The sequence below is a fragment of the Brevibacterium atlanticum genome (genome assembly GCF_011617245.1).
Lineage (GTDB): Bacteria > Actinomycetota > Actinomycetes > Actinomycetales > Brevibacteriaceae > Brevibacterium > Brevibacterium atlanticum.
In genome coordinates this window covers 2,569,907-2,592,903 of the sequence record NZ_CP050152.1, presented here as the reverse complement: position 1 = coordinate 2,592,903, position 22,997 = coordinate 2,569,907, and the positions used below count along the sequence as shown (strand labels likewise).

Sequence of the window (22,997 nt, the reverse complement as noted above, 5' to 3'; positions counted from 1 at the left end):
TTGTGCAACTTGTACAAGTTGTACAATGATGGCATGAGCTCAGTAACGATGTCCGAATTCCGCAGTCAGCAGAGCAGCCTCATCGCGGCCGCGCAGCGCGAGCCCGTTGAGATCACCTCCCGCGGCGCTGTTCGGCGTGCAGTGGTTGTGTCTCCTGATTTCTATGATCGTGCTCTCCGAGCGCTTGAAGATCAGGCAGATGTACGAGCGGCGGTTGCGGCGCGAAAGGAAAGTGGCCGAGTGTCCCAGGAGGAACTGGAGCACGAGCTCGGTCTCTGAGCCGTCACTGTGGCGTACTCAATCAGTTACGTACCTTCGGCGGCGAAGGCTATACGGAAGCTTGATCGGCCTATTGCTCGACGGTTGGTCTCGGCGATCAAGGAGCTGTCCGACGACCCCCGACCTCCAGGGTGTATTCAGCTGAAAGGTGGCTCCGGCGAGCTCCGGATTCGGGTGGGAGACTACCGAGTGATCTACGAAGTCTTCGACAACGAGCTGGTCGTGCTGGTGCTCCATCTTGGGCATCGTCGTGAAGTTTATCGATGAAGGGGCCCTGCAGTCCCAGATCACAAGCACTAGCCCTGCGACGCGACCACGTAGAATTGACCGCGTCGGCTCCGCGCCGGCACACCACACAGATTCGAAAGGACCGAAGTGACCGACATCTTCAGTGAACTCAAGGCCCGTGGGCTCGTCGCGGTTTCGACCGACGAGGCTGCCCTCCAGAAAGCTCTGGAGACGGAGTCGCTGACCTATTACGTCGGTTTCGATCCCACCGCGCCGAGTCTGCACATGGGCAACCTCGTCCAGCTGCTCACTGCAGCGCGCCTCCAGCAGGCCGGGCACAATCCGCTTGCGCTCGTCGGCGGTGCCACCGGGCTCATCGGCGATCCGCGGATGTCGGGGGAGCGGACGCTCAACCCGCGAGAGGTCGTCGAGGAATGGGTCGCGAAGATCCGCGCCCAGGTCGAGAAGTTCCTCGACTTCGACGGCCCGAACGCCGCGCAGATCGTCAACAACCTCGACTGGACGTCGCAGCTCTCGGCCATCGACTTCCTCCGTGACGTGGGCAAGCACTTCCCGGTCAACCGGATGCTCGCGAAGGAATCCGTCTCCGCACGCCTCAACAGCGAAGCCGGCATCTCCTTCACCGAGTTCTCCTACCAGATCCTCCAGGGCAACGACTACCTCGAGCTCAACCGCCGCTACGGCTGCACCCTGCAGACCGGCGGCTCCGACCAGTGGGGCAACCTCACCTCGGGCGTCGACCTCATCCGTCGCGTCGAGCAGAAGTCCGTCCACGCCCTGGCCACCCCGCTGATCACGAAGGCCGACGGCACGAAGTTCGGCAAGACCGAATCCGGCACCGTGTGGCTCGATTCGGCCCTGACCAGCCCGTACGCCTTCAGCCAGTTCTGGCTCAACGCCGATGACCGCGACGTAGTGAAGTACCTCAAGGTGTTCTCGCTGCGCCCGCTCGACGAGATCGAAGCCATCGAAACCGAGTTCACCGCGGCCCCGCACACCCGCGTGGCACAGAAGGCCCTCGCCGAGGATGTCACCACCCTCGTCCACGGACGTCAGGCCTACGAGCAAGCCATCGCCGCGGCTTCCGCCCTCTTCGGAGGCGGCGAACTGGCCGGCCTCGACGCTTCGACCCTAGGGGCGGCGACCGCCGAGCTGCCGCGCGGTGACGTCAGCGCAGCCCAGCTCTCTGACGGTCTGCCCGTCGCCGATGCCTTCGTCACGGCTGGCATCGTCAAATCCAAGGGCGAAGCCCGCCGCGCCATCAAGGACGGCGGCGCGTACGTCAACAACGTCAAGGTCACCGCCGAGGACCAGACCATCACCCCCGCCGAGGTGCTCCCCACCGAAGCCGGGGGAGTGATCCTCCTGCGTCGGGGCAAGAAGACCCTCGGAGCCGTTGACATCGTCAACTGAGCAACCCTCACCGCACCCAGCGCCGTGTTCCGTTCCCGGGACACGGCGCTGTGCTATCTGGGGTCATGTGCTGTTTCGAACCGTGTGCGGTTGAGGACCACAAGCGACCACCTTGTCTCGCCGGAATACACGGTTTTGCTTTGTGTATCTCAGTGGTGGGGCGTGCCCGGAGCTCGGGCCGGCTTGCCCATCGTCCGAGCCGGCCGGGGTCGTGGTGGCAACTCCACGGGAGGCGTGGGGCTTTCATCATGGAACTCGACGCCGAGATCGACCAGACTGTCATCAGACTGACCGTCGAAAGAGGAGATCATGCGAACGCTGCTCAACATCATCTGGTTCATCTTCAGCGGACTCTGGCTCGCACTGGGCTACTGGGCCGCCGGCATCATCGCCTGCATCTTCATCGTCACCATCCCCTGGGGTATCGCCTCCTTCCGCATCGGCAACTATGCACTGTGGCCATTCGGCCGTGAGGTCATCGAGACCAGGCCGGCAGGGGTGGCGACCACCCTGGGCAACATCATCTGGCTGATCGTCGCAGGTGTCTGGCTGGCCATCGGGCACGTCGTCACCTCAATCCCGCTGTTCGTCTCCATCATCGGCATCCCGCTCGGGTGGGCGAACATCAAACTCATCCCCGTCTCGCTCATGCCCCTGGGCAAGCAGATCGTCGACAGCGACTCCCTCATGCCCGGCTACCGCGGAGCCTGAACTGCTGCATTGTCGGTAAGACCGAGCGCCGAGGTTGAGCGAGGACCCGATTCCGTGCGGCCGCTCGAGAGGCCGTAACAAGACCCGTTCTGTGCGTCACGGATGGGCCTTCAGTCGACCGACGGACCGGACTATCCGGCAATAGACCGAGGTCTGGACAATGCGGTGACCGTTGTCACAGGCGAAAGGTCGGCTTCCGAGTTGCACGCATCGAGTTCCGTGGTCTAGAGTTATATCTCGTTCGGCTCACCGGAAACGAACTCTTAGAGAACAGTTTCCACCGAGTGTGACCAGCGCAAACGTCAGTTTGAACAGTTGGTTGCCGCTTCGGTCGAGGTGAACCGAGACAACAGAAACTGATGCCCCCAGTGAACACGCTTGTGTGTGGTGATGGGTGTGTGTTTGTGGTTTGAGAATCCAATAGCGTGTTTGTTTGAACAAGTTGTGATGCCAGAACATTTATTTTCTGGTGAGACAATCACACGGCCAAGCATCTGTGTTCGCCCTGTGTGGGTGGTTCTTCGCCGAACCTCCCACAACATAGTGGGGTGAGCAGTTGTGGTGTTTGGTTGTTTTTTGGTCAACCTTCTCACCCCGTGAGGGGTTGGCTGTCTTGCTGGGATTCATTCGTACCATGATTTTTTATGGAGAGTTTGATCCTGGCTCAGGACGAACGCTGGCTGCGTGCTTAACACATGCAAGTCGAACGCTGAAGCCCGAAGCTTGCTTTGGGTGGATGAGTGGCGAACGGGTGAGTAACACGTGAGTAACCTGCCCCTGATTTCGGGATAAGCCTGGGAAACTGGGTCTAATACCGGATACGACCTTCCCTCGCATGAGGGTTGGTGGAAAGTTTTTCGATTGGGGATGGGCTCGCGGCCTATCAGCTTGTTGGTGGGGTAATGGCCTACCAAGGCGACGACGGGTAGCCGGCCTGAGAGGGCGACCGGCCACACTGGGACTGAGACACGGCCCAGACTCCTACGGGAGGCAGCAGTGGGGAATATTGCACAATGGGGGAAACCCTGATGCAGCGACGCAGCGTGCGGGATGACGGCCTTCGGGTTGTAAACCGCTTTCAGCAGGGAAGAAGCGGAAGTGACGGTACCTGCAGAAGAAGTACCGGCTAACTACGTGCCAGCAGCCGCGGTAATACGTAGGGTACGAGCGTTGTCCGGAATTATTGGGCGTAAAGAGCTCGTAGGTGGTTGGTCACGTCTGCTGTGGAAACGCAACGCTTAACGTTGCGCGTGCAGTGGGTACGGGCTGACTAGAGTGCAGTAGGGGAGTCTGGAATTCCTGGTGTAGCGGTGAAATGCGCAGATATCAGGAGGAACACCGGTGGCGAAGGCGGGACTCTGGGCTGTAACTGACACTGAGGAGCGAAAGCATGGGGAGCGAACAGGATTAGATACCCTGGTAGTCCATGCCGTAAACGTTGGGCACTAGGTGTGGGGGGCATTCCACGTTCTCCGCGCCGTAGCTAACGCATTAAGTGCCCCGCCTGGGGAGTACGGTCGCAAGGCTAAAACTCAAAGGAATTGACGGGGGCCCGCACAAGCGGCGGAGCATGCGGATTAATTCGATGCAACGCGAAGAACCTTACCAAGGCTTGACATACACTGGACCGTTCTGGAAACAGTTCTTCTCTTTGGAGCTGGTGTACAGGTGGTGCATGGTTGTCGTCAGCTCGTGTCGTGAGATGTTGGGTTAAGTCCCGCAACGAGCGCAACCCTCGTTCTATGTTGCCAGCACGTGATGGTGGGAACTCATAGGAGACTGCCGGGGTCAACTCGGAGGAAGGTGGGGATGACGTCAAATCATCATGCCCTTTATGTCTTGGGCTTCACGCATGCTACAATGGCTGGTACAGAGAGAGGCGAACCCGTGAGGGTGAGCGAATCCCTTAAAGCCAGTCTCAGTTCGGATCGTAGTCTGCAATTCGACTACGTGAAGTCGGAGTCGCTAGTAATCGCAGATCAGCAACGCTGCGGTGAATACGTTCCCGGGCCTTGTACACACCGCCCGTCAAGTCACGAAAGTCGGTAACACCCGAAGCCGGTGGCCCAACCCCTTGTGGGAGGGGGCCGTCTAAGGTGGGACTGGTGATTGGGACTAAGTCGTAACAAGGTAGCCGTACCGGAAGGTGCGGCTGGATCACCTCCTTTCTAAGGAGCGCACATCAGAACCCCAACGCGTGGCCCGTGCGTGGTCATGGTTGGGAGCTCAAGGGTGGAACATCACAACTCCCGCTCATCGGCTCAGCGTCGTCAAGGTATGTGCCTTGTGTGACGGTGGGGAACTGGTGGGCTAGAACGGGCACGTTATTGGGTCCTGGAATCACAAACCCCGACACTTCGGTGTTGGGTGTGGTTTCAACCAACAGGACCGACCCGCACCACGGGCAGCCACAATGGTGGTTGGGTTTGTGGGTGGTGTTTGGTAGTGGTTTGAGAATCGTATAGTGGACGCGAGCATCCATACCGCACACAGTGTGTGTGGTGTGATGTAATGTGATTTTCTTGTGATCATCGTAGAGTGATGAAATATTTTTTCGCGCACACGCATGCCGACCATCTTTTGATGGGGTGGGGTGAGTGTGTAAGAGCGCATGGTGGATGCCTTGGCATCAGGAGCCGATGAAGGACGTGGAAATCTGCGATAAGCCTCGGGGAGCCGATAAACGGGCGTTGATCCGAGGGTGTCCGAATGGGGAAACCCCGCCATCTGTGAGGGTGGTGACCCGTGTCTGAATATATAGGGCATGTGGGGGGAACGCGGGGAAGTGAAACATCTCAGTACCCGCAGGAAGAGAAAATAATAATGATTCCGGGAGTAGTGGCGAGCGAAACTGGATGAGCCTAAACCTTCGTAGTGTGAGAGCGTGCTGGTGTTGCTGCGTGGGTGTTGTGGGGTGTGCATGTTCTGGTTCAGCATGGCCGGGCTGTGTGAGTGTGTGGTGTAGTCGAACCTGGTGGGAAACAGGACCGGAGTGGGTGAGAGTCCCGTAGACGAAACACTGCTGCCGCATGGTGTGTAGATACCCGAGTAGCACGGAACTCGTGGAATTTCGTGTGAATCTGCCAGGACCACCTGGTAAGGCTAAATACTTCCTGATGACCGATAGCGGATGAGTACCGTGAGGGAATGGTGAAAAGTACCCCGGGAGGGGAGTGAAAGAGTACCTGAAACCATGTGCTTACAATCCGTCAGAGCAGCATCTTGATGGCTGTGATGGCGTGCCTTTTGAAGAATGAGCCTGCGAGTTAGCGGTGCGTGGCGAGGTTAACCCGTGTGGGGTAGCCGTAGCGAAAGCGAGTCCGAATAGGGCGTTACAGTCGCGTGTCCTAGACCCGAAGCGGAGTGATCTAGCCATGGGCAGGGTGAAGCGTGTGTAAGAGCGCGTGGAGGCCCGCACCCACTTCAGTTGAAAATGGAGGGGATGACCTGTGGTTAGGGGTGAAAGGCCAATCAAACTCTGTGATAGCTGGTTCTCCCCGAAATGCATTTAGGTGCAGCGTTGCGTGGTTCTTGCTGGAGGTAGAGCTACTGGATGGCTGATGGGCCCCACCGGGTTACTGACGTCAACTAAACTCCGAATGCCAGTCAAGGTTCAGCGTGGCAGTGAGACAGTGGGGGATAAGCTTCATTGTCGAGAGGGAAACAGCCCAGACCATCAACTAAGGCCCCTAAGCGTGTGCTCAGTGGGAAAGGATGTTCAGTTGCGAAGACAACCAGGAGGTTGGCTTAGAAGCAGCCATCCTTGAAAGAGTGCGTAATAGCTCACTGGTCAAGTGATTGAGCGCCGATAATGTAGCGGGGCTAAGTACACCGCCGAAGTTGTGGCAGCACCACGTATAACCGTAATGGTGTGGTGTTGGGTAGGGGAGCGTCGAGTCGCCGGTGAAGCTGCAGTGTGAACTAGTGGTGGAGGCGTCTCGAGTGAGAATGCAGGCATGAGTAGCGAAAGACGGGTGAGAAACCCGTCCACCGGATGACCAAGGGTTCCAGGGCTAGGCTAATCCGCCCTGGGTAAGTCGGGACCTAAGGCGAGGCCGACAGGCGTAGTCGATGGACAACCAGTTGATATTCTGGTACCGACACACAACCGACAGTACCAAAACACACGAAACTAACCCCCAAACTCCTCCTATGGGTCTTCGGATCTGTTGTTGGGGATGCTGGGGGGACCTGAGTGTGGAGTCGGTAAGCGTGAGGTGTGACGCAGAAAGGTAGCCAGGCCGTGCGATGGTAGTCACGGTCTAAGGTGGTAGCACGTGGGGGTAGGCAAATCCGTCCCCACACATGGTGTGAGAGCTGATGGGCGCCCCACATTTGGTGGGGTGATCTGGTGATCCTCTGCTGCCGAGAAAAGCATCGACGTGAGGGTGTGTGTTGCCCGTACCCTATAACCGACACAGGTGGTCGAGTAGAGAATACTAAGGTGATCGAGAGAATCGTGGTTAAGGAACTCGGCAAAATGCCCCCGTAACTTCGGGAGAAGGGGGACCATCCCGGTGAACCACCCTTTGCGGTGGGATGTGCTGGTGGTGGTCGCAGAGGCCAGAGAGAAGCGACTGTTTATTAAAAACACAGGTCCGTGCGAAGATGTAAGTCGATGTATACGGACTGACGCCTGCCCGGTGCTGGAAGGTTAAGAGGACCTGTTAACCCTTTTGTGGGTGAAGCGGAGAATTTAAGCCCCAGTAAACGGCGGTGGTAACTATAACCATCCTAAGGTAGCGAAATTCCTTGTCGGGTAAGTTCCGACCTGCACGAATGGCGTAACGACTTCTCTGCTGTCTCAACCACGAACTCGGCGAAATTGCATTACGAGTAAAGATGCTCGTTACGCGCAGCAGGACGGAAAGACCCCGAGACCTTCACTATAGTTTGGTATTGGGATTCGGTGTGGTTTGTGTAGGATAGGTGGGAGACAAGGATACTTGCACGCTAGTGTGGGTGGAGTCGATCGGTGAAATACCACTCTGACCATAGTGGATTCCTGAACTTCGGACCCTGATCGGGTTCAGGGACAGTGCCTGATGGGTAGTTTAACTGGGGCGGTTGCCTCCTAAAGAGTAACGGAGGCGCCCAAAGGTTCCCTCAGCCTGGTTGGCAATCAGGTGTCGAGTGTAAGTGCACAAGGGAGCTTGACTGTGAGACGGACGTGTCGAGCAGGAGCGAAAGCTGGGACTAGTGACCCGGCCATGGCTTGTGGAAGCGTGGTCGCTCAACGGATAAAAGGTACCTCGGGGATAACAGGCTGATCTTGCCCAAGAGTCCATATCGACGGCATGGTTTGGCACCTCGATGTCGGCTCGTCGCATCCTGGGGCTGGAGTCGGTCCCAAGGGTTGGGCTGTTCGCCCATTAAAGCGGTACGCGAGCTGGGTTTAGAACGTCGTGAGACAGTTCGGTCCCTATCCGCTGCGTGCGTAGGAAATTTGTGGAGGTCTGTCCTTAGTACGAGAGGACCGGGACGGACGAACCTCTGGTGTGCCAGTTGTTCCGCCAGGAGCATGGCTGGTTGGCTACGTTCGGGATGGATAACCGCTGAAAGCATCTAAGCGGGAAGCCTGCTCCGAGATGAGATTTCCATCTGTCCTTTGAGGCAGGGGAGGTGTCCTATAGATGATGGGGTTGATAGGCCGGGTATGGAAGCGCAGTAATGTGTGGAGTTGACTGGTACTAATACACCGATCACTCACTCAACCAACAAAATTGTGGTTGGTGTGTGTGCGAGTTTTGTTGCTCTGAATGATTGTTTGAAGATCCGCTCCTTGTGGGGTGTTGCATCAGGGGTGTTCGCGTTCGCTGTGCGGTTCTTGGACCACTACCGCCTGAGGCCTCTTTTTTGTGGGGTTGTGGTGGTGGTCTGTGTGGTTTTGCGGTGGTGATAGTGGTGGGGAAACGCCCGGTTAACCGTTCCGATCCCGGTAGCTAAGCCCATTCGCGCTGATGGTACTGCAACTTGGTGGTTGTGGGAGAGTAGGTGACTGCCGCAATATTCTTTATTAAGGTGTGGCCCCGTCCGGTTGGACGGGGCCACACTTGTATTCACCGGCTGGTGTCGCGGGCTTTGCTCGCTCAACTGCCTGCCGGGCGTTGGATGTGCTGATTTGACCCTCACCTGAGTTGCACAACTTTAGTTACCCACCGCCGAAGACCGAATTTACGATTTTTCCAGCGCCTTGAGCATGTTCTCGACGGCCTTGGGCACTTCGGGTGTGAACGTGATGTCTTGGCCACTCACGCGGCCGGTGAACTCTCGCAACGGCCGTAGACTCGTGATGATCTTCTTCAACGATGCCCCAGTCGCCTCTTGCATGAACCTCGATACGGCTAAGGAGGTGAACACGAGCGTCAAGTGCGCCTCGATCGCGTCCCTTTTCCGGTGAAAAATCGGCCTGGCTCTCAAGTCGGTCTTCGACATCCGGAAAGACTGCTCGACATGCCACAAGTCGTGATAACTGCCGATCACCTCAGCAGCCGACATAGTCCCGGCTGGAATGTTCGTGACATAGCCTTTGAACCCTGTCAGCTTCATCGCCCGCTCGTAAGCTTTCTCGTCGAAGGATTTCTCCTCCTCGGTGACCTTCACAAACCGGGCCTTCTTCGCCGGCTTATCCCCATCGATGATCGCCAACGCCCGGTTACGCTGCAGGTTCAACGTCTGCTCATCACGCATCGCTCGTTTGCGGCGGTATTGCCACACCACTCGCCACGCATCCGGATGCTCTTCTGCTGACCAGACGGGTTCGCGTCTCTTCTTCACCCGGTCTGGGTCGAGTCGCTTCACTCCCTTCGGGGTGATCGTGTCGATGATCTGCCCATCGGTGGTGTACTCACCATTCCACCGAAAATGGGTAGCCAGATCGTGTGGGGCTTTCGTCTGCCTGGACCCGACGATGAACCGCAAACCGGCATCATCGAGTTCCTTGAGGTTCTTGGCTGAGAGCATCCCGGCATCGGCGGCGACGACCATGTCAGTGACGTGATGCCGTTCTTGGAAGGCTTTGATCACGGGAATGATCGTGTGAGTCTCGGCCTTCGATCCTTCGAAGCACCCGATCTCGAGTGGGAACCCAGTCCGGTCGACGAGGAGCCCGACGACGATCTGCGGGTCGACACGGCGTTCTTTCGAGTACCCGACCTGACGCAGAGCATCTTCCTTCTCAGCCTCAAAATATAAGGTCGTGACGTCATAGAGCAGCAGGCTGATGCCGGTAGTGGCGACACTGTGAGCGAAGCATTTCTCAGCGATCTTCGCCCGGTAGTCGCGTTCGTTGGCCCGCACTAGGCAGTTGAGGAACGTGTTGCGGTGAACAACCTCGACACCGAGCTCGTCGAGGACTCTGACACTGTCAGACTTCGACGTCGGCTCAACCAACCTGGCAGCAACGAGCTGGAAGAACGCTTCATCGTCAATAACGTCGAACCCGAGCCTTTCGTACACGCTGCGGATCGTGTCGATAAGAAGCCCGGACCTGCTGGACTTCACGACTGCCGATGACACCCGCGGTTTGTCCGCGGTATCGAAGTCGAGTGTGGCCTGTCCGGGGTCCCGCAGTTTAGCTTTGCCAGCTTCGACGAGAGCGGCGAGGTCCTCGGGCGTGTGGGCGGACCCGAGGTGCTCGACGATGCGGTACTTCCCGCCGGTCTTATCGGCGATCTGTACTGCCGTGGCGCCCGACGCGGTGGGTACCTTGCGCACGAATGGGCTCATTCCCCCATGATACGGCGAGAATTAGTTACCCAAACCTGAGACCAGCAGCCGCCTGACCAGGGTCGATATGTTCGGGAACCCTGAAAACCTCATCCACTTGTGCAAGTCAGGTTTGACCCTCAATTGCGGTTTACGTGTCCAACTGCGATGGCCAAAGCCCAGATAACCCTGGTGCCCGTATCGGCCTGCGTGCTATATTCGGGCAATGACTCGACCGAGTGAGGTCCTCGGCAGCGTGGTGGGTGCCAGCGAGCGTGAACAGTTGGATACGTTCCTGGACTACCTGCGCGACGCTGTCGTGCGCAAGGCCCGCGGGGTGTCGGAGGTGGATGCTCGGCGCAGCCCGGTACCGAGCGGCAGTAACCTCGGCGGCCTGATCAAACACCTGCGGTGGGTCGAAGTGGGCGGATTCGCCGAACAGATCGGGCAGATCCCCGCTGCGGAGCTGCCCACCCCGCCGTGGACCGACTCGGACCCGGAGGCCGACCTGCGACTTGGCCCGGACGAGACGCTCGATGACGTCATCGGCGCTTACCAGACGGAGTGCAACCGCTCCCGCGAAATCGCTGCCCAGCACAGCCTCGATTACGCTCCGCAGGGGACGCTGACGTTGCGGTGGGTGTACCTGCACGTGATCCTGGAGACTGGCAGGCACGCTGGACACACCGATATCCTTCGCGAGTTGATCGACGGCAGCGTCGGCGACTGAGTAGCTTACGGCCCATCAAAGATCGTCGTCGAACCTGTCAGAGAGTGCGTGGATAAGCTGACGATTAGTCGGCCGACCGTTCGCTACTTAAGATGGGAATCGATGCCGAACTCGATCGACTTACTCACGGATGAACTCGCCCGCACAGGGCAGGTGGAGATCCCTTTCGGACGGACCAAGCAGTTCCTCCGCAACCCTGCTGCTTTCTTTGGGCTCCGTCGTGCGGCCGTGCAATCACCGCAGGTCATCGTCAACGATTACGGCCTCTGGGCCAACGTGGAGGGCTTCCCCTCAGGCGGAGTCCCATGGGACCAGATTCTCGAACTCCACATCCGGAAAGTGAACTTCAGTTCCTACGTCGACGTGAGTATCAGGGACTCCGATGCCCCGCATCGGCGACGAACCGTCAGGCTGCCCCACATGCTCACCGTGGATCCGGAAGACCTGGCCAAATGGGTGGTCATCGAACTCATGGATCGAGGCGATCCGATCTGAGGCGAGCCGCTGCCGGACTCTCGAAGTGAGGCTTTGCCCTCCTCAATCATGCCGGAGTTTAGTGGATAAACATGCAGCGTTGAGATCCAGTCATTGGCAGTCTTCCGCACCTGGATGGTTGTCGAACTCCTCACCGCGTGCAACGATGAAGTTGTCTGCAAGGTCAGATGCAAATGAATAGCGACTTCCGAATACATACCGAGGGAGAGAGCGCATGACCGCATCAGCCATCATCTGGATCGTCGTCGCCATTGTCGTCGTCCTGATCGTCGTGGGAATCATCATTGCCGTCAGCCGCAAGGCCGCAGCGAAGAAGCGCGAACGGCAACGAGAAGAAGCGGCCCAGCTGCGTCAGCAGGCCGCCGAAAGCGAGCATGAAGTCCGTGCCCATGAAGCAGAGGTCGAGAAGCAGCGCGCTGAGGCGAAGATGGCGAAAGCCGATGCCGATGCTCGTGCAGCCGAAGCTGATCGTGAGGCGGCCGAGGCAGCGCAGCTCGACTCCGAAGCAGAGAAGCGTGAACAGGCAGTGCGGGAGGAACGCCTCGAACACGAACGTCGTCTGGAGCGAGCCGATGAACTCGATCCGGACTCTGGACAGCAACGGGCCCCGGGCCAAGCCGAGGGCCAGCGAGGTCAAGGCGACGGTGTGCCGAACGGCCAACAGAACGTCGGACCGGCTGACGGCGGCCGTGTCGCCGAAGGAGATCGAGTCGAAGACGGATCGGTCCGCCGGCCTGCCGAGGACGACCGCGCAGGTCCGAGTGCCGATCGTCCCGTCGCCGACCCTGAGCACCGGGTTTCCGACGAACGCAACTACGCGGCCGACACGGAACGGCGGGTTCCCGATAACGGCGGTAACGTCGCCGAGCCGGGTCGCGCAGCTCCGAATGCCGATCGTCCCTTCGCTGATCCTGAGCGGCGTGCTGCCGACGACGGCGGTTACGCAGTCGAACCGAGACAGGGTGTTCAAAGCGACGGTCGCCCTCCTGCCGAGCCCGAACGCGGCGTTGCGGATGACGGTCGCTACGTGTCCGAACAGGACATCGATGCGGAGTCACTGCGGCGCGGTGACGTCCGTCCTCCCGACAGCGACGGTTCCGAACCCAAACACTGACCCTTGCAGACGCCCTGATCGGGACATCGTCCTCACCCGAATCCCGCCGGGGATGATGTCTTCGAACACGACGAAGGGGCCGTTGCACCACGCAACGGCCCCTTCGTCGTGATCAGTTCAGCCGCCTCGGCGGGGAGTACCGATCATCGATCGGTCACTGACCGGACTTGATCATCTCCGCGCACTTCTCACCCATCATCATCACGGTGATGTTCGGGTTGACGGTGGTGATCTCCGGCATCGCCGAGGCATCCACGACGCGCAGACGGTTCACTCCCTTGACCCGCAGCTGCGGATCCAGCGGCGACATCTCGTCATCGGGAGCACCCATCCGAGTCGTGCCGACCGGGTGGTAGACGGTGTTGTGGGTGCGGCTGATGTAATCGGCGATCTGCTCGTCGGTCTGGACATCCTTGCCCGGGAACAGCTCTTCGCCGGCCCACTCGGACATGGCATCCTGCGACACGATCTCACGCGCCTTCTTGATGCCGGCGACCATGACGCGCATGTCGTGGCCCTCGGGATCGGTGAAGTAGCGAGGATCGACCTTCGGCTTGTCCCGGAAGTCCTTCGACCGCAGGCGCACCGTGCCGCGCGACTTCGCATGCGTGACATTCGGGGTCAGGCAGAACGTGTTCTCCGAGGTCGGGTATCCCTGACGCAGAGTGTGCATATCGAACGGCACCGAACCGTAGTGGAACATCAGATCCGGACGATCGAGTCCTTCCTCGGTGGGGGAGAAGATGCCGATCTCCCACCACTGGGTCGAATCCTCGACCATCGGCTTCTTCGCCTCCCACGAGATGACACCCTCGGGGTGGTCGCCGAGGTGCTCACCGACTCCCGGCGAATCCACGCGAGCATCGATGCCCACCTCGGCGAGGTGATCCTTCGGGCCGATGCCCGAGAGCATGAGCAGCTGCGGAGTGTTGATCGCACCGGCGGAGACGATGACCTCGCGCTTGGCTTCGATGCGGTGGGTCTTGCCGAAGGCGTTGTTGACCACGTGCACAGCGGTGCAGTCGTCATTCTCATCGAACTCGAGCTCCTTGGCCTGAGTGTCGGTGAGGATGGTGAGGTTCTCACGGTCGAGGATCGGGTGCAGGTAGGACACCGAGGAGGACGAGCGGGTGCCGTCTGCCTTGCGGTTGACCTGGAAGAAGTTCGCACCGTTGATGATGGTCTCACCCTCGTTGAACTGCACCCGCGGGATGCCCGCCTGCTCACAGGCGTCGAGGAGGGCGATGCCGCAGGGATCAACCGGCGGCACGTTCATCAGGCTGACCGGACCGTCATGGCCGTGGTGGTCGCCGGGCAGTTCGTTGTTCTCGAGCTTCTTGTACAGGCCGAAGGTGTCCTTCGATCCCCAGCCGGTCGCGCCGAACTTGCTCTCCCAGTCATCCAGGTCCTCGCGTGGGGCCCAGAAGGCGATGCACGAGTTGTGCGAGGAGCAGCCGCCGAGCACCTTCGCACGCGCATGGCGCATGTACGAGTTGCCGTTCTCCTGCTCTTCGATCGGGTAGTCCCAGTCGAATCCGGACTCGAGGAGCTCCATCCAGCGGTTGAGACGCAGGATGACGTCCTCGTCGACATCGGTCGGGCCGGCCTCGAGCAGGCCGACGGTGACCTCGGGGTCCTCGCTCAGGCGCGCGGCGACCGCGGCTCCGGCAGAGCCGCCGCCCACGACAACGTAGTCAAAGCTGTGAGTGGTCTTCACTATCTGATCTCCTTAGTTCTCGATGTGCGTGTGCCGGGGTTCCGGGCTCACTTGGTGTGGTCGGGGAACCATCCGGTGACCGCCGGTTCGAGGTTGTGGTAGATGTGCTTGGCTTCCTGGTATTCGGCCAGGCCCGTGGGGCCGAGTTCGCGACCGAAGCCGGACTGCTTGTAGCCGCCCCATTCCGCCTGCGGCAGGTAGGGGTGGAAGTCGTTGATCCAGATGGTGCCGTGGCGCAGGCGCTGCGCGACCAGCTGGGTCTTGCCCGCGTCCTGACTCCACACCGCGCCGGCGAGTCCGTAGTAGGTGTCGTTGGCGATTTCGACTGCCTCGTCGACGGTGGAGAAGGTCTCGACGGTGACGACGGGACCGAAGGCCTCGTCGGAGACGACGGACATTCCGCGCTTGACCTGATCGAGCACGGTCGGCAGGTAGTAGTAGCCCTTCTCCAGCTCGCCCTCGCCGAACTTTCCGCCGCAGCGCAGGCGTGCGCCTTCGGCGACGCCCTTTTCGACGTAGGCGGCGACCTTCTCACGGTGGGCCTTCGAGATCAGCGGTCCGGTCTCGGCGGACTCATCGAAGGGCCCGCCGAGGCGGATCTGCTGGGCACGCTCGACGAGCTTGTCGACGAACTCCTCGGCGATGGATTCCTCGACGATGAGTCGGGCACCGGCCGAGCACACCTGACCGGAATGGACGAACGCGGCGTTGAGTGCGTTGTCCAGCGCTGCGTCGAAGTCCGCGTCGGCGAAGACGACGTTGGGGTTCTTCCCACCGAGCTCGAGCGCGATCTTCTTGACCGTCGCCGCGGCGTTCTTCGCCAGCAGACGACCGGTGACGAGTCCGCCGGTGAAGGACACCATGTCGATGTCTTCGTGCGTGGACAGGGGAGCACCGGCATCGGCGCCGGCACCGAGGATGAGGTTGCCGACGCCCGCCGGCAGACCGAGCTCCTCGAGGACCTGCATCGTGAGGATCGCGGTGTGCGGGGTGAGCTCAGCCGGCTTGAGGATGAACGTGTTGCCGGCGGCCAGGGCCGGAGCGATCTTCCACGCCGCCTGCAGCAGCGGGTAGTTCCACGGGGTGATGAGCGCGCACACGCCGACGGGCTCGTGCACGATCCGCGAGGCGACGGTGTCGGTGCCGGCGTCGACAACGCGGCCGGCGTCATTGGCGGCGAGCTTGCCGAAGTAGTCGAAGCAGTTCGCGATGTCGTCCATGTCGATCTGCGATTCGACGAAGCGCTTGCCGGTGTCCAGGGACTCGGCGTTCGCGAATTCGTCCTTGCGCTCACGGAGGGTCGCCGCGAACTTCAGGAGCAGATCGCCGCGTTCGCTGGTGGGCACGGATGACCAGACACCGGAGTCGAAGGCACGGCGGGCGGCCTTGATCGCCAGTTCGGTATCGGCCGGGCTGGCCTCGTCCACCTCGGCGACGAAGCTGCCGTCGGCCGGATTGCTGATCGTGCGGGTTCCGCCGTTGACGGCAGACACCCACTTTCCGTCGATGTAGAGAGTGTTGGGCACGATGTCTCCTTTTCCTCGCTGGCTGACAGTTGGCTCTCAGCCGGTGAACGTTCGGGCGATCTGCGGGTGCGGCAGCGGCCCTGACCTGGTGCGACAGCGCCGAAACCGACGTATTCGGGGACCACGATAGGCGAGTCGTGGGGGCGAATGCGCAATTCGATGACACTGGTCACAATTGCAGATGAGGTTGATCGAATCCATGGGATATGCGAGAGGCGCCTCTGTGGGCCGGGTCCGCGGCGCTGGGGCGGCGGGTGCTGCGGAGATTCTGCTCGTGGAAGGGCGGAGACATCCGTCATCCGCACGCATCACTTCCACGTCAGATTTCATTCATCCCCTGGTGCCCGAGGCGACGCGGTCTGCCGCTGCCGCCGAAGCAATACGAATTCTATTGGCCTGTCGACTCGATTCGCCATGATTCTAACAGAGCGTTACGGCGGTGACCTGGGTGGCGATCCGTCTGCCGGCGGTCGATAATGCAGCCTGCGACGTGTCCCCGCCCACAGGGCGATGAGGCTGTGATTGCACTAGAATGGACCGGAATCATCGAAAAGACTTCATAGGGAGAATCGTGGCCCAAGGGGATTCGCGAGACAGCCAGGACAACCGCCGCGCAGACGGCGGTCGCCGCTCAGATCGCGACAGCAATCGCAACCGTCGACCGGATGACCGGGGCGGCCGCGGGCCACGTCAGTCCGACCGCCGAGGTGGCTACCAGGGCAACCGTCGCAACGACGATGACCGTCGGGGCGGTTTCAACCGGGACCGTCGCAATGATGACGACCGTCGTGGTGGGTACCAGGGTAACCGGCGTGATGATGATCGTCGCGGTGGGTACCAAGGGAACCGTCGGGATGATGATCGCCGTGGTGGGTACCAGGGCAATCGCCGGAACGGTGACGATCGCCGGGGCGGCTATCAGGGCAACCGCCGTGATGACGAGCGCCGAGGTGGATACCAGGGGAACCGCCGTGATGATGATCGTCGTGGCGGCTACGGACAGAATCGCCGGAACGACGACGATCGCCGTGGCGGCTACCAGGGCAATCGCGACGACCGCCGAGGAGATTGCCGAGGAGACCGCGGTGGACGCGGTCGCGGAGGATACGGCCGCAACGACAACGACCGCCGTGCATCGCGCAAGACCGACACCGGCGACTACGCACGCGAACAGCGCGCTCGTCGTCCGCGCATCCAGGAACCCGAGATCCCTGAAGAGATCACCGGCCGGGAACTCGACAAAGAGATCTTCGGGCAGCTGCGTTCCCTCGACAAGGAGAACGCGTCGATGGTCGCTAAGCACCTCGTCGCGGCCGGCAGCCTGCTCGACCTCGACCCGGAACGCGCCCACGACCATGCCAAAGCAGCGATGGCCCGCGCCGGTCGCGTCGCCGTCGTCCGCGAAGCCCTGGGCATCGCCGCCTACTACGTCGAGAAGTACGACGAAGCCGTGCGTGAGCTGCGCACCCACCGTCGGATCTCCGGCTCGAACGACAACATCGCGCTCATCGCCGACGCCGAACGCGGCCGCGGCAAACCGGAGAAGGCACTCGAGCTGCTGAAGTCTTCCGAAGAACTCGAGCTCGACAATGACACTCGCACCGAGCTCGTCATCGTCGCGGCCGGAGCGAAGTCCGACCTCGAGGACATCGCCGGCGCCCGCCAACTCATCGAAGCCGAGGACTTCACACAGAAGCCCAGCGGCGCACTCGTCCGACTCATGGCCGCCTACGCCGAGGTGCTGCGCATCGACGGCGAACCCGAACTCGCCGACAAGTACGAAGAGCTCTCCCGCCGCACGGCGAAGGCCACCGGCACCCTCTTCGGCGACGAAGAGCCCGACCCGAACGCCGGAGTCCTCATCGAAACAGTCGAAGAGATCGAGGACGAGCCGGAAGCCTCGGACGACCAGCCCGACGACGCGGAGGCAGAATCTGCCGAGGAGACTGCCGAGACAGCTGACGCCGAGGGAAATGCTGAGACCGTCGATGCGGAAGCGGCCGACGAGTCGAACGACGCAGAAGCCGACACCGAGGCCGAGGCTGCCCCTGAGGAGCCCGCAGCCGCCGAGTCGCCTGCGGACGCCACGGAATCTGCCCGCGCCTTCTCATCGAAGACCCATGTCTCAGCCAAGGAACTCAAGTCGGTCAAGGTCACCGACGACGAGATCGAAGCCGAACTCGACGAGATCCTCGCCGACGCTGAGGCGGGGGAGTCCTCAACCGCTGAAGCTGAAGACGCCTCGTCCGCTGAGGCCGACGAAGAGCAGTGACACTCACGGCCGAACAGGCACAGACCTCCGATGGTTCCGCGCCAGAGCCCTCGGGCGCACCCGAGTCTTCTGGGGTGCCCATCGACTGTGTCCTGTTCGACCTCGACGGGGTCGTCTATCACGGCGCCTCTGCAGTCGACGGTGCAGCAGAGGGCATCAACTGGCTCCATGACCGCGGGATCCCCGTCAACTATGTGACGAACAACGCTACGCGCACCGCTGAAGCGACCGCCGCGAAGATCAGCGGAATGGGAATCGAGGCGACCGCGGACGAGGTGACCACCTCGGCGCAGGTGCTCGCCGAACGCCTCGCCGAGCGCTTCGGCCACGGTGCCCACGTCCACCTGGTCGGCACCACCGGACTGCGCACCGCACTCGAAGCCGCCGGCCTCGAGATCACGGACTCGGCCGACGCCGACCCCGTCGCCGTCGCCCAGGGGCTCGACCCCGAGATCGACTACCGAAAGATCGTGCTTGCCTGCGAGATCATCCGCTCCGGCGTCGAATGGTGGGCGAGCAACCCCGATTACTCGCTGCTGACCGAAACCGGCAAGGTTCCCGGCAACGGCGCATTCGTCGAACTCATGGCCAGGCTCACCGACTCCGAACCGGTCATCGTCGGCAAACCCGCCCCGCACATGATGGAATTCGCGGCCGACCGCCTCGGCGCCCGCCGCCCGCTCATGGTCGGCGACCGCCTCAACACGGACATCGAAGGCGGCAACGCCGCCGGCATCGACACCGCGCTCGTGCTCACCGGCATCCACGACATCCACGCTGCCCTGCGCGCCGACCCCGACCGTCGTCCGACATTCATCCTGCCCGATCTGCGCGGTCTCGAAGCACTCATCACCGGCGGCGACCGCGGGGACTGCCCACGCATCGAAGCCGAACTGCGCCGCGCCTGGGACGCCATCGACGCCGGGACCACCGACGCCGAGGCAGTGCTTGCCGAACGACGCCTGCCGCGCATCATCGCCGGGCCGGCCGTCGCCGAACCTGGCACCACCTCAACCGGCACTGCCAGCGACGCACACGAGGAGGACACATGACCGACGATTCCGCTCAGACTTCCGCCCCAACCCCTACCTCGTCGCCTACACCAACGCCGACCCCCGCCTCGGTGAGTGGGGACGTGCCCGTCGAAGCCTGGCGGTCCCGACTCGAGGACGCGAAGACCCTGCCCGCGTCTGAGCGTCACGAGCACCTCGGCGCTCTGCTCGATGACCTCGACGGGCAGGTCGGCTCCTTGTGAGCAGACTCGACCGGGCACTCGTCGAACGGGGGATCCTGTCCTCCCGCTCCCGCGCCGCCCGCGAAATCGCCGCCGGACGCGTCGACGTCAACGGCCGCACTGTGACGAAGTCCTCCCACGATGTGGCCGAATCCGACGAAATCACCGTCACCGAACCCGATCCCTGGGTCGCCCGCAGCGCCCACAAACTCCTCGGAGCCCTCGACTCCTTCGGGTTCGTCGGACCTGAGGACACGCCCGCCCCGGGCGTCCCTGCCGATCCCAGCCATTCTGCCGATCCGAGCAGCTCTACCGCCGCAGGCCCACTCGCCGGCCTCACCGCGCTCGATGCGGGAGCCTCCACCGGCGGGTTCACCCAGGTCCTCCTCCATCACGGCGTCAGCGAAGTCTGGGCCGTGGACGTCGGACACGACCAACTCGCCCCTCTCCTCCGCGACGACCCGCGCGTGCACGTCCGGGAAGGACTCAACCTCCGCGAACTCGCCGCCTCTGACGTGCCCATCGTCGACCTCGTCGTCGCCGACGTCTCCTTCATCTCCCTGCGTCTGCTCATCGGCCCGCTGCTCGCGGCCACCGCCGCAGACGGCCAGCTCCTGCTCATGGTCAAACCCCAATTCGAACTCGCTCGCGCCTCCCTCGACAAACACGGCGTCGTCACCAGCCCGACCAATCGTCGCCGCGCGCTCGACTCCGTCCTCGACGCTGTGAGCGAACACGATGCGCGCGTCATCGACATCGCACCCTCGCCGCTGCCGGGACCGAGCGGAAACAGAGAGTACTTCCTGCGTGTTCGCCCAGGCCGAACCCCGGCCCCGTCCGATAAGCTCGATGAAGCATCCATCCCCGCCCACCTGGAGACGATCATGAGAGGAGAGTCGTGACCAGACACATCATGGTGCTCCTGCACCCCCAGCGCGAAGAGTCGGCCGTGGCCGCCGTCAGCGTATTCAAGGCTCTCCTCGACGACGGCGTCACCCCTGTCGTCCTCTCCGATGAGATCGTCGGCATCCGCACCCGCCAGATCGAATCCACCGGAGGCGACGGCATCCTCGCCCACTGCACCATCATCGACGACTCCGAACTGGGGGAGTGGAGAGACTGCTGCGAACTCGTCATCGTCCTCGGCGGCGACGGCACCATCCTGCGCGCAGCCGAACGCTTCCACGGTTCCGGCGTCCCCCTCATGGGTGTCAACCTAGGCCACGTCGGATTCCTCGCCGAAAGCGAGAGAGAAGACCTCGCCGAGGCGGTCCACCGTGTCTCCCAGCGCGACTACCTCGTCGAGGAGCGTCTCGCCCTCGACGTGTCCGTATGGCACGACGGCGAGAACATCTTCAACGCCTGGGCGCTCAACGAAGCGACGATCGAGAAGACCTCGAAGTCCCGAATGATCGACGTCGTCCTCGGCGTCGACGCCCGCCCCGTGTCCTCCTTCGGGTGCGACGGCGTCATCCTCGCTACCCCCACCGGCTCCACCGCCTACTCCTTCTCCGCCGGCGGGCCCATCGTCTGGCCCGAGGTCGAAGCCCTCCTCCTCGTGCCCATCTCCGCCCATGCCCTCTTCGCCGAACCCCTGGTCGTCAGCCCGAACTCCCGCCTCGGCGTCGAGATCTCAACGAACAACCCCGAACACTCCGCGGTCCTGTGGTGCGACGGCCGCCGCGCGCTCGAACTGCCCGCAGGCGCCCGCGTCGAAGCCACCCGATCGGCCTCGCCGATCCGTCTCGCCCGCCTGCACACAGGACCGTTCACCGACCGACTCGTCGCGAAATTCCGCCTGCCCGTCTCCGGTTGGCGGGGACCGATCAAGGAAGCCTGAATGATCTCCGAACTGCGGATCTCCCACCTCGGCGTCATCGCCGAAGCCGAGGTCGAACTCGACACCGGCTTCACCGTCGTCACCGGTGAGACCGGCGCCGGAAAGACCATGTTCGTCTCTGCCCTGTCCCTCCTCATGGGCCGCAAAGTCGGCTCCGGAGTCGTCCGCAAAGGAGCAGAGAAAGCTGAGGTCGAAGGCATCTTCACCTCCGTGGCCGACACCGTGCGCGACCGCATCGAAGAGGCCGGCGGATCGGCCGACGAGGAAGCGATCATCTCCCGCACCGTCGCCCTCAAAGGCCGTGCCCGCGCCACCGCGGGCGGCCGCACCGTGCCGATCTCCGTGCTCACCGACATCTCCTCCGACCTCATCACCCTCCACGGCCAGTCCGAACAGCTGCGCCTCAAGGGCGCTGCCCAACAGCGCCAGCTCCTCGACGCCGCCGGAGGGCAGGAACTCGCCGAGGTGGCCGACCGTTACCGTGCCGCCTACGACTCGTGGAAGGAGACCGAATCCCGCGTCCTGCGGATCAAGGACTCCACCGCAGCCCGCCGGGAGCGCATCCTCTGGCTGCGCGGCTGCCTCGAGGCCATCGACGCCGTCCGCCCCGAGCCCGGTGAGGACGAGACCCTGGCCGCCCAGTCGGCGAAGCTCGGCGCCGCTGCCGAGATCACCCGCGCCGTCGGTACCGCCCACGACCTGCTGCTCGGCGGAGAGGCCGACGATGCGGGAGCCGCCGTCGACCTCGTCCACCAGGCGATCTCCGCCGTCGCCGACGTCGAAGGCTCCGACAAGGAACTCGTCACCATCCGCGAAGCCCTGGGCGACGCGGTGCTGCGGCTCTCGGACTCCGCGGCCGAACTCTCCTCTTACCTCTCCGGCTTCGACGAACTCGGCGAGACCTCCCTCGAGGAGACCGAAGCCCGGCGTGCCGAACTCGGCACCCTGGCGCCCTATGGGCAGGACGTGAGCGAAGTCCTCGACTTCGAGTCCCGGTCCGCAGCCGAACTCGCCGAACTCGAGGCTGAGGACCGCGACCTCGACGGACTCGACGCCGAACTCGAGGAAGCACGCGCCGCCATGGAAGAAGCCGCCTCGGCGCTGACGACGATCCGCACCGCCACAGCGGAGAAGTTCTCCGCCGATGTCAGCGAAGAGCTGGCCGCCCTGTCGATGCCGAAGGCCACCGTCGCCTTCGAGATCACCGCACGCGAACCCACCAGCCACGGCGCCGACGAGGTGCGGCTGACCTTCGCCGCCCACGAATCCTCGACCCCGGACGACATCGGCAGGATCGCCAGCGGCGGTGAGCTCTCCCGCGTCATGCTCGCCATCGAGGTCGTCCGCGCGGCCAGCGAATCCATCCCCACCTACGTCTTCGACGAGGTCGACGCCGGCGTCGGCGGCAAAGCCGCCGTCGAGATCGGCCGCAGACTCGCGAAACTCGCTCGCAACGCCCAGGTCATCGTCGTCACCCACCTGCCGCAGGTCGCCGCCTGGGCCGACACACACGTGACCATCGTCAAGGACGATGACGCCGAGACCGTGCGCTCGGGCGTCCAGGAGCTCAGCGACGACGAACGCGTCACCGAGCTCTCCCGGATGCTGGCAGGTATGGACGACTCCGCCTCGGCGCGGGCCCACGCCGCGGAACTCCTCGACTCCGCACGGCAGGTCAAGGAGGAGGCGACGACGGGCGCATGAGAGAAT

The 22,997-nt window shown here is 62.2% G+C and carries 17 protein-coding genes and 3 rRNA genes; 16 read left to right on the top strand and 4 right to left on the bottom strand.

Going from position 1 to position 22,997, the window contains the following annotated elements; all coding sequences use genetic code 11:
* The first annotated feature begins 33 nt into the window (after positions 1-33).
* The 7 genes from GUY23_RS11585 to rrf all read left to right on the top strand — a co-directional run bounded on the left by GUY23_RS11585 (position 34) and on the right by rrf (position 8,659).
* A complete protein-coding gene (locus GUY23_RS11585) occupies positions 34-279 on the top strand; it encodes a type II toxin-antitoxin system prevent-host-death family antitoxin (RefSeq protein ID WP_166972479.1) in 246 nt (81 codons plus the stop codon).
* Between the two features lie 9 nt (positions 280-288).
* The gene (locus tag GUY23_RS11580) at positions 289-546 is read left to right on the top strand and encodes a type II toxin-antitoxin system RelE family toxin (protein ID WP_166972477.1); all 258 of its coding nucleotides are present in this window, start codon (positions 289-291) and stop codon (positions 544-546) included.
* A 108-nt stretch (positions 547-654) separates the two neighbouring features.
* The gene (gene tyrS, locus GUY23_RS11575; RefSeq protein WP_166972475.1) at positions 655-1,941 is read left to right on the top strand and encodes a tyrosine--tRNA ligase; all 1,287 of its coding nucleotides are present in this window, start codon (positions 655-657) and stop codon (positions 1,939-1,941) included.
* Positions 1,942-2,250: 309 nt separating this feature from the next.
* Positions 2,251-2,652 carry a YccF domain-containing protein gene (locus GUY23_RS11570; protein ID WP_166972473.1) on the top strand — a complete coding sequence of 134 codons (402 nt, stop codon included), beginning with the start codon at positions 2,251-2,253 and terminating at the stop codon, positions 2,650-2,652.
* A 641-nt stretch (positions 2,653-3,293) separates the two neighbouring features.
* A 16S ribosomal RNA gene (locus GUY23_RS11565) occupies positions 3,294-4,820 on the top strand.
* Between the two features lie 423 nt (positions 4,821-5,243).
* Positions 5,244-8,366 (top strand): 23S ribosomal RNA (locus tag GUY23_RS11560).
* A 174-nt stretch (positions 8,367-8,540) separates the two neighbouring features.
* Positions 8,541-8,659 (top strand): 5S ribosomal RNA (gene rrf / locus GUY23_RS11555).
* Together the 16S, 23S and 5S rRNA genes form the textbook arrangement of a ribosomal RNA operon.
* Positions 8,660-8,826: 167 nt before the next feature.
* Here rrf and GUY23_RS11550 read toward each other — a convergent pair.
* Positions 8,827-10,380 (bottom strand): IS1634 family transposase, encoded by a 1,554-nt coding sequence (locus GUY23_RS11550; protein ID WP_166969664.1) that lies wholly within the window; start codon positions 10,378-10,380, stop codon positions 8,827-8,829.
* A 205-nt stretch (positions 10,381-10,585) separates the two neighbouring features.
* On the opposite strand from GUY23_RS11550, the gene GUY23_RS11545 reads away from it, so the two are divergent.
* The 3 genes from GUY23_RS11545 (at position 10,586) to GUY23_RS11535 (ending at position 12,698) form a co-directional block, all read left to right on the top strand.
* Entirely contained in the window at positions 10,586-11,089 is a 504-nt protein-coding gene (locus tag GUY23_RS11545; protein WP_166972471.1) for a DinB family protein, read from the top strand.
* Between the two features lie 102 nt (positions 11,090-11,191).
* Positions 11,192-11,584, top strand: coding sequence for a hypothetical protein (locus GUY23_RS11540; RefSeq protein WP_166972469.1), 393 nt, complete (start codon positions 11,192-11,194; stop codon positions 11,582-11,584).
* 214 nt (positions 11,585-11,798) lie between these two features.
* On the top strand, positions 11,799-12,698 hold the full coding sequence (locus tag GUY23_RS11535) for a hypothetical protein (RefSeq protein ID WP_166972467.1): 900 nt from the start codon (positions 11,799-11,801) through the stop codon (positions 12,696-12,698).
* A gap of 154 nt (positions 12,699-12,852) precedes the next feature.
* Here the strand turns inward: GUY23_RS11535 and GUY23_RS11530 are convergent, their stop codons facing one another.
* The 3 genes from GUY23_RS11530 to GUY23_RS11520 form a co-directional block, all read right to left on the bottom strand.
* Positions 12,853-14,415, bottom strand: coding sequence for a GMC family oxidoreductase (locus GUY23_RS11530; RefSeq protein ID WP_166972465.1), 1,563 nt, complete (start codon positions 14,413-14,415; stop codon positions 12,853-12,855).
* A 47-nt stretch (positions 14,416-14,462) separates the two neighbouring features.
* Complete coding sequence (locus GUY23_RS11525) at positions 14,463-15,941, bottom strand: aldehyde dehydrogenase family protein (protein ID WP_166972463.1); 1,479 nt, start codon at positions 15,939-15,941, stop codon at positions 14,463-14,465.
* A gap of 631 nt (positions 15,942-16,572) precedes the next feature.
* Positions 16,573-17,292, bottom strand: a complete 720-nt coding sequence (locus tag GUY23_RS11520; RefSeq protein ID WP_166972461.1) for a hypothetical protein — start codon at positions 17,290-17,292, stop codon at positions 16,573-16,575.
* On the opposite strand from GUY23_RS11520, the gene GUY23_RS11515 reads away from it, so the two are divergent.
* From GUY23_RS11515 to recN, 6 genes are all read left to right on the top strand, one after another.
* Positions 17,230-18,213 carry a hypothetical protein gene (locus GUY23_RS11515; protein ID WP_208085329.1) on the top strand — a complete coding sequence of 328 codons (984 nt, stop codon included), beginning with the start codon at positions 17,230-17,232 and terminating at the stop codon, positions 18,211-18,213. The genes GUY23_RS11520 and GUY23_RS11515 overlap by 63 nt on opposite strands.
* Positions 18,214-18,287: 74 nt before the next feature.
* Entirely contained in the window at positions 18,288-19,265 is a 978-nt protein-coding gene (locus tag GUY23_RS11510) for an HAD-IIA family hydrolase (protein WP_228282249.1), read from the top strand.
* Positions 19,262-19,468, top strand: a complete 207-nt coding sequence (locus tag GUY23_RS11505) for a hypothetical protein (protein WP_166972457.1) — start codon at positions 19,262-19,264, stop codon at positions 19,466-19,468. Before GUY23_RS11510 ends, GUY23_RS11505 begins: the two co-directional genes overlap by 4 nt.
* Positions 19,465-20,349 carry a TlyA family RNA methyltransferase gene (locus GUY23_RS11500; RefSeq protein ID WP_166972455.1) on the top strand — a complete coding sequence of 295 codons (885 nt, stop codon included), beginning with the start codon at positions 19,465-19,467 and terminating at the stop codon, positions 20,347-20,349. The genes GUY23_RS11505 and GUY23_RS11500 overlap by 4 nt, the downstream gene beginning before the upstream one ends.
* Positions 20,346-21,287 carry an NAD kinase gene (locus GUY23_RS11495; protein WP_166972453.1) on the top strand — a complete coding sequence of 314 codons (942 nt, stop codon included), beginning with the start codon at positions 20,346-20,348 and terminating at the stop codon, positions 21,285-21,287. The genes GUY23_RS11500 and GUY23_RS11495 overlap by 4 nt, the downstream gene beginning before the upstream one ends.
* Entirely contained in the window at positions 21,288-22,991 is a 1,704-nt protein-coding gene (gene recN, locus GUY23_RS11490; protein WP_166972451.1) for a DNA repair protein RecN, read from the top strand. It begins immediately after the preceding gene.
* The last annotated feature ends 6 nt before the right edge of the window (positions 22,992-22,997 follow it).

What these genes read in the sequence shown, in the direction of transcription:
- GUY23_RS11585 (WP_166972479.1), top strand. Translation starts at nt 34, where the DNA reads ATGAGCTCAGTAACGATGTCCGAATTCCGCAGTCAGCAGAGCAGCCTC.
- GUY23_RS11570 (WP_166972473.1), top strand. Translation starts at nt 2,251, where the DNA reads ATGCGAACGCTGCTCAACATCATCTGGTTCATCTTCAGCGGACTCTGG.
- GUY23_RS11550 (WP_166969664.1), bottom strand. Translation starts at nt 10,380, where the DNA reads ATGAGCCCATTCGTGCGCAAGGTACCCACCGCGTCGGGCGCCACGGCA.
- GUY23_RS11545 (WP_166972471.1), top strand. Translation starts at nt 10,586, where the DNA reads ATGACTCGACCGAGTGAGGTCCTCGGCAGCGTGGTGGGTGCCAGCGAG.
- GUY23_RS11540 (WP_166972469.1), top strand. Translation starts at nt 11,192, where the DNA reads ATGCCGAACTCGATCGACTTACTCACGGATGAACTCGCCCGCACAGGG.
- GUY23_RS11535 (WP_166972467.1), top strand. Translation starts at nt 11,799, where the DNA reads ATGACCGCATCAGCCATCATCTGGATCGTCGTCGCCATTGTCGTCGTC.
- GUY23_RS11515 (WP_208085329.1), top strand. Translation starts at nt 17,230, where the DNA reads ATGGTCGCTAAGCACCTCGTCGCGGCCGGCAGCCTGCTCGACCTCGAC.
- GUY23_RS11505 (WP_166972457.1), top strand. Translation starts at nt 19,262, where the DNA reads ATGACCGACGATTCCGCTCAGACTTCCGCCCCAACCCCTACCTCGTCG.
- recN (WP_166972451.1), top strand. Translation starts at nt 21,288, where the DNA reads ATGATCTCCGAACTGCGGATCTCCCACCTCGGCGTCATCGCCGAAGCC.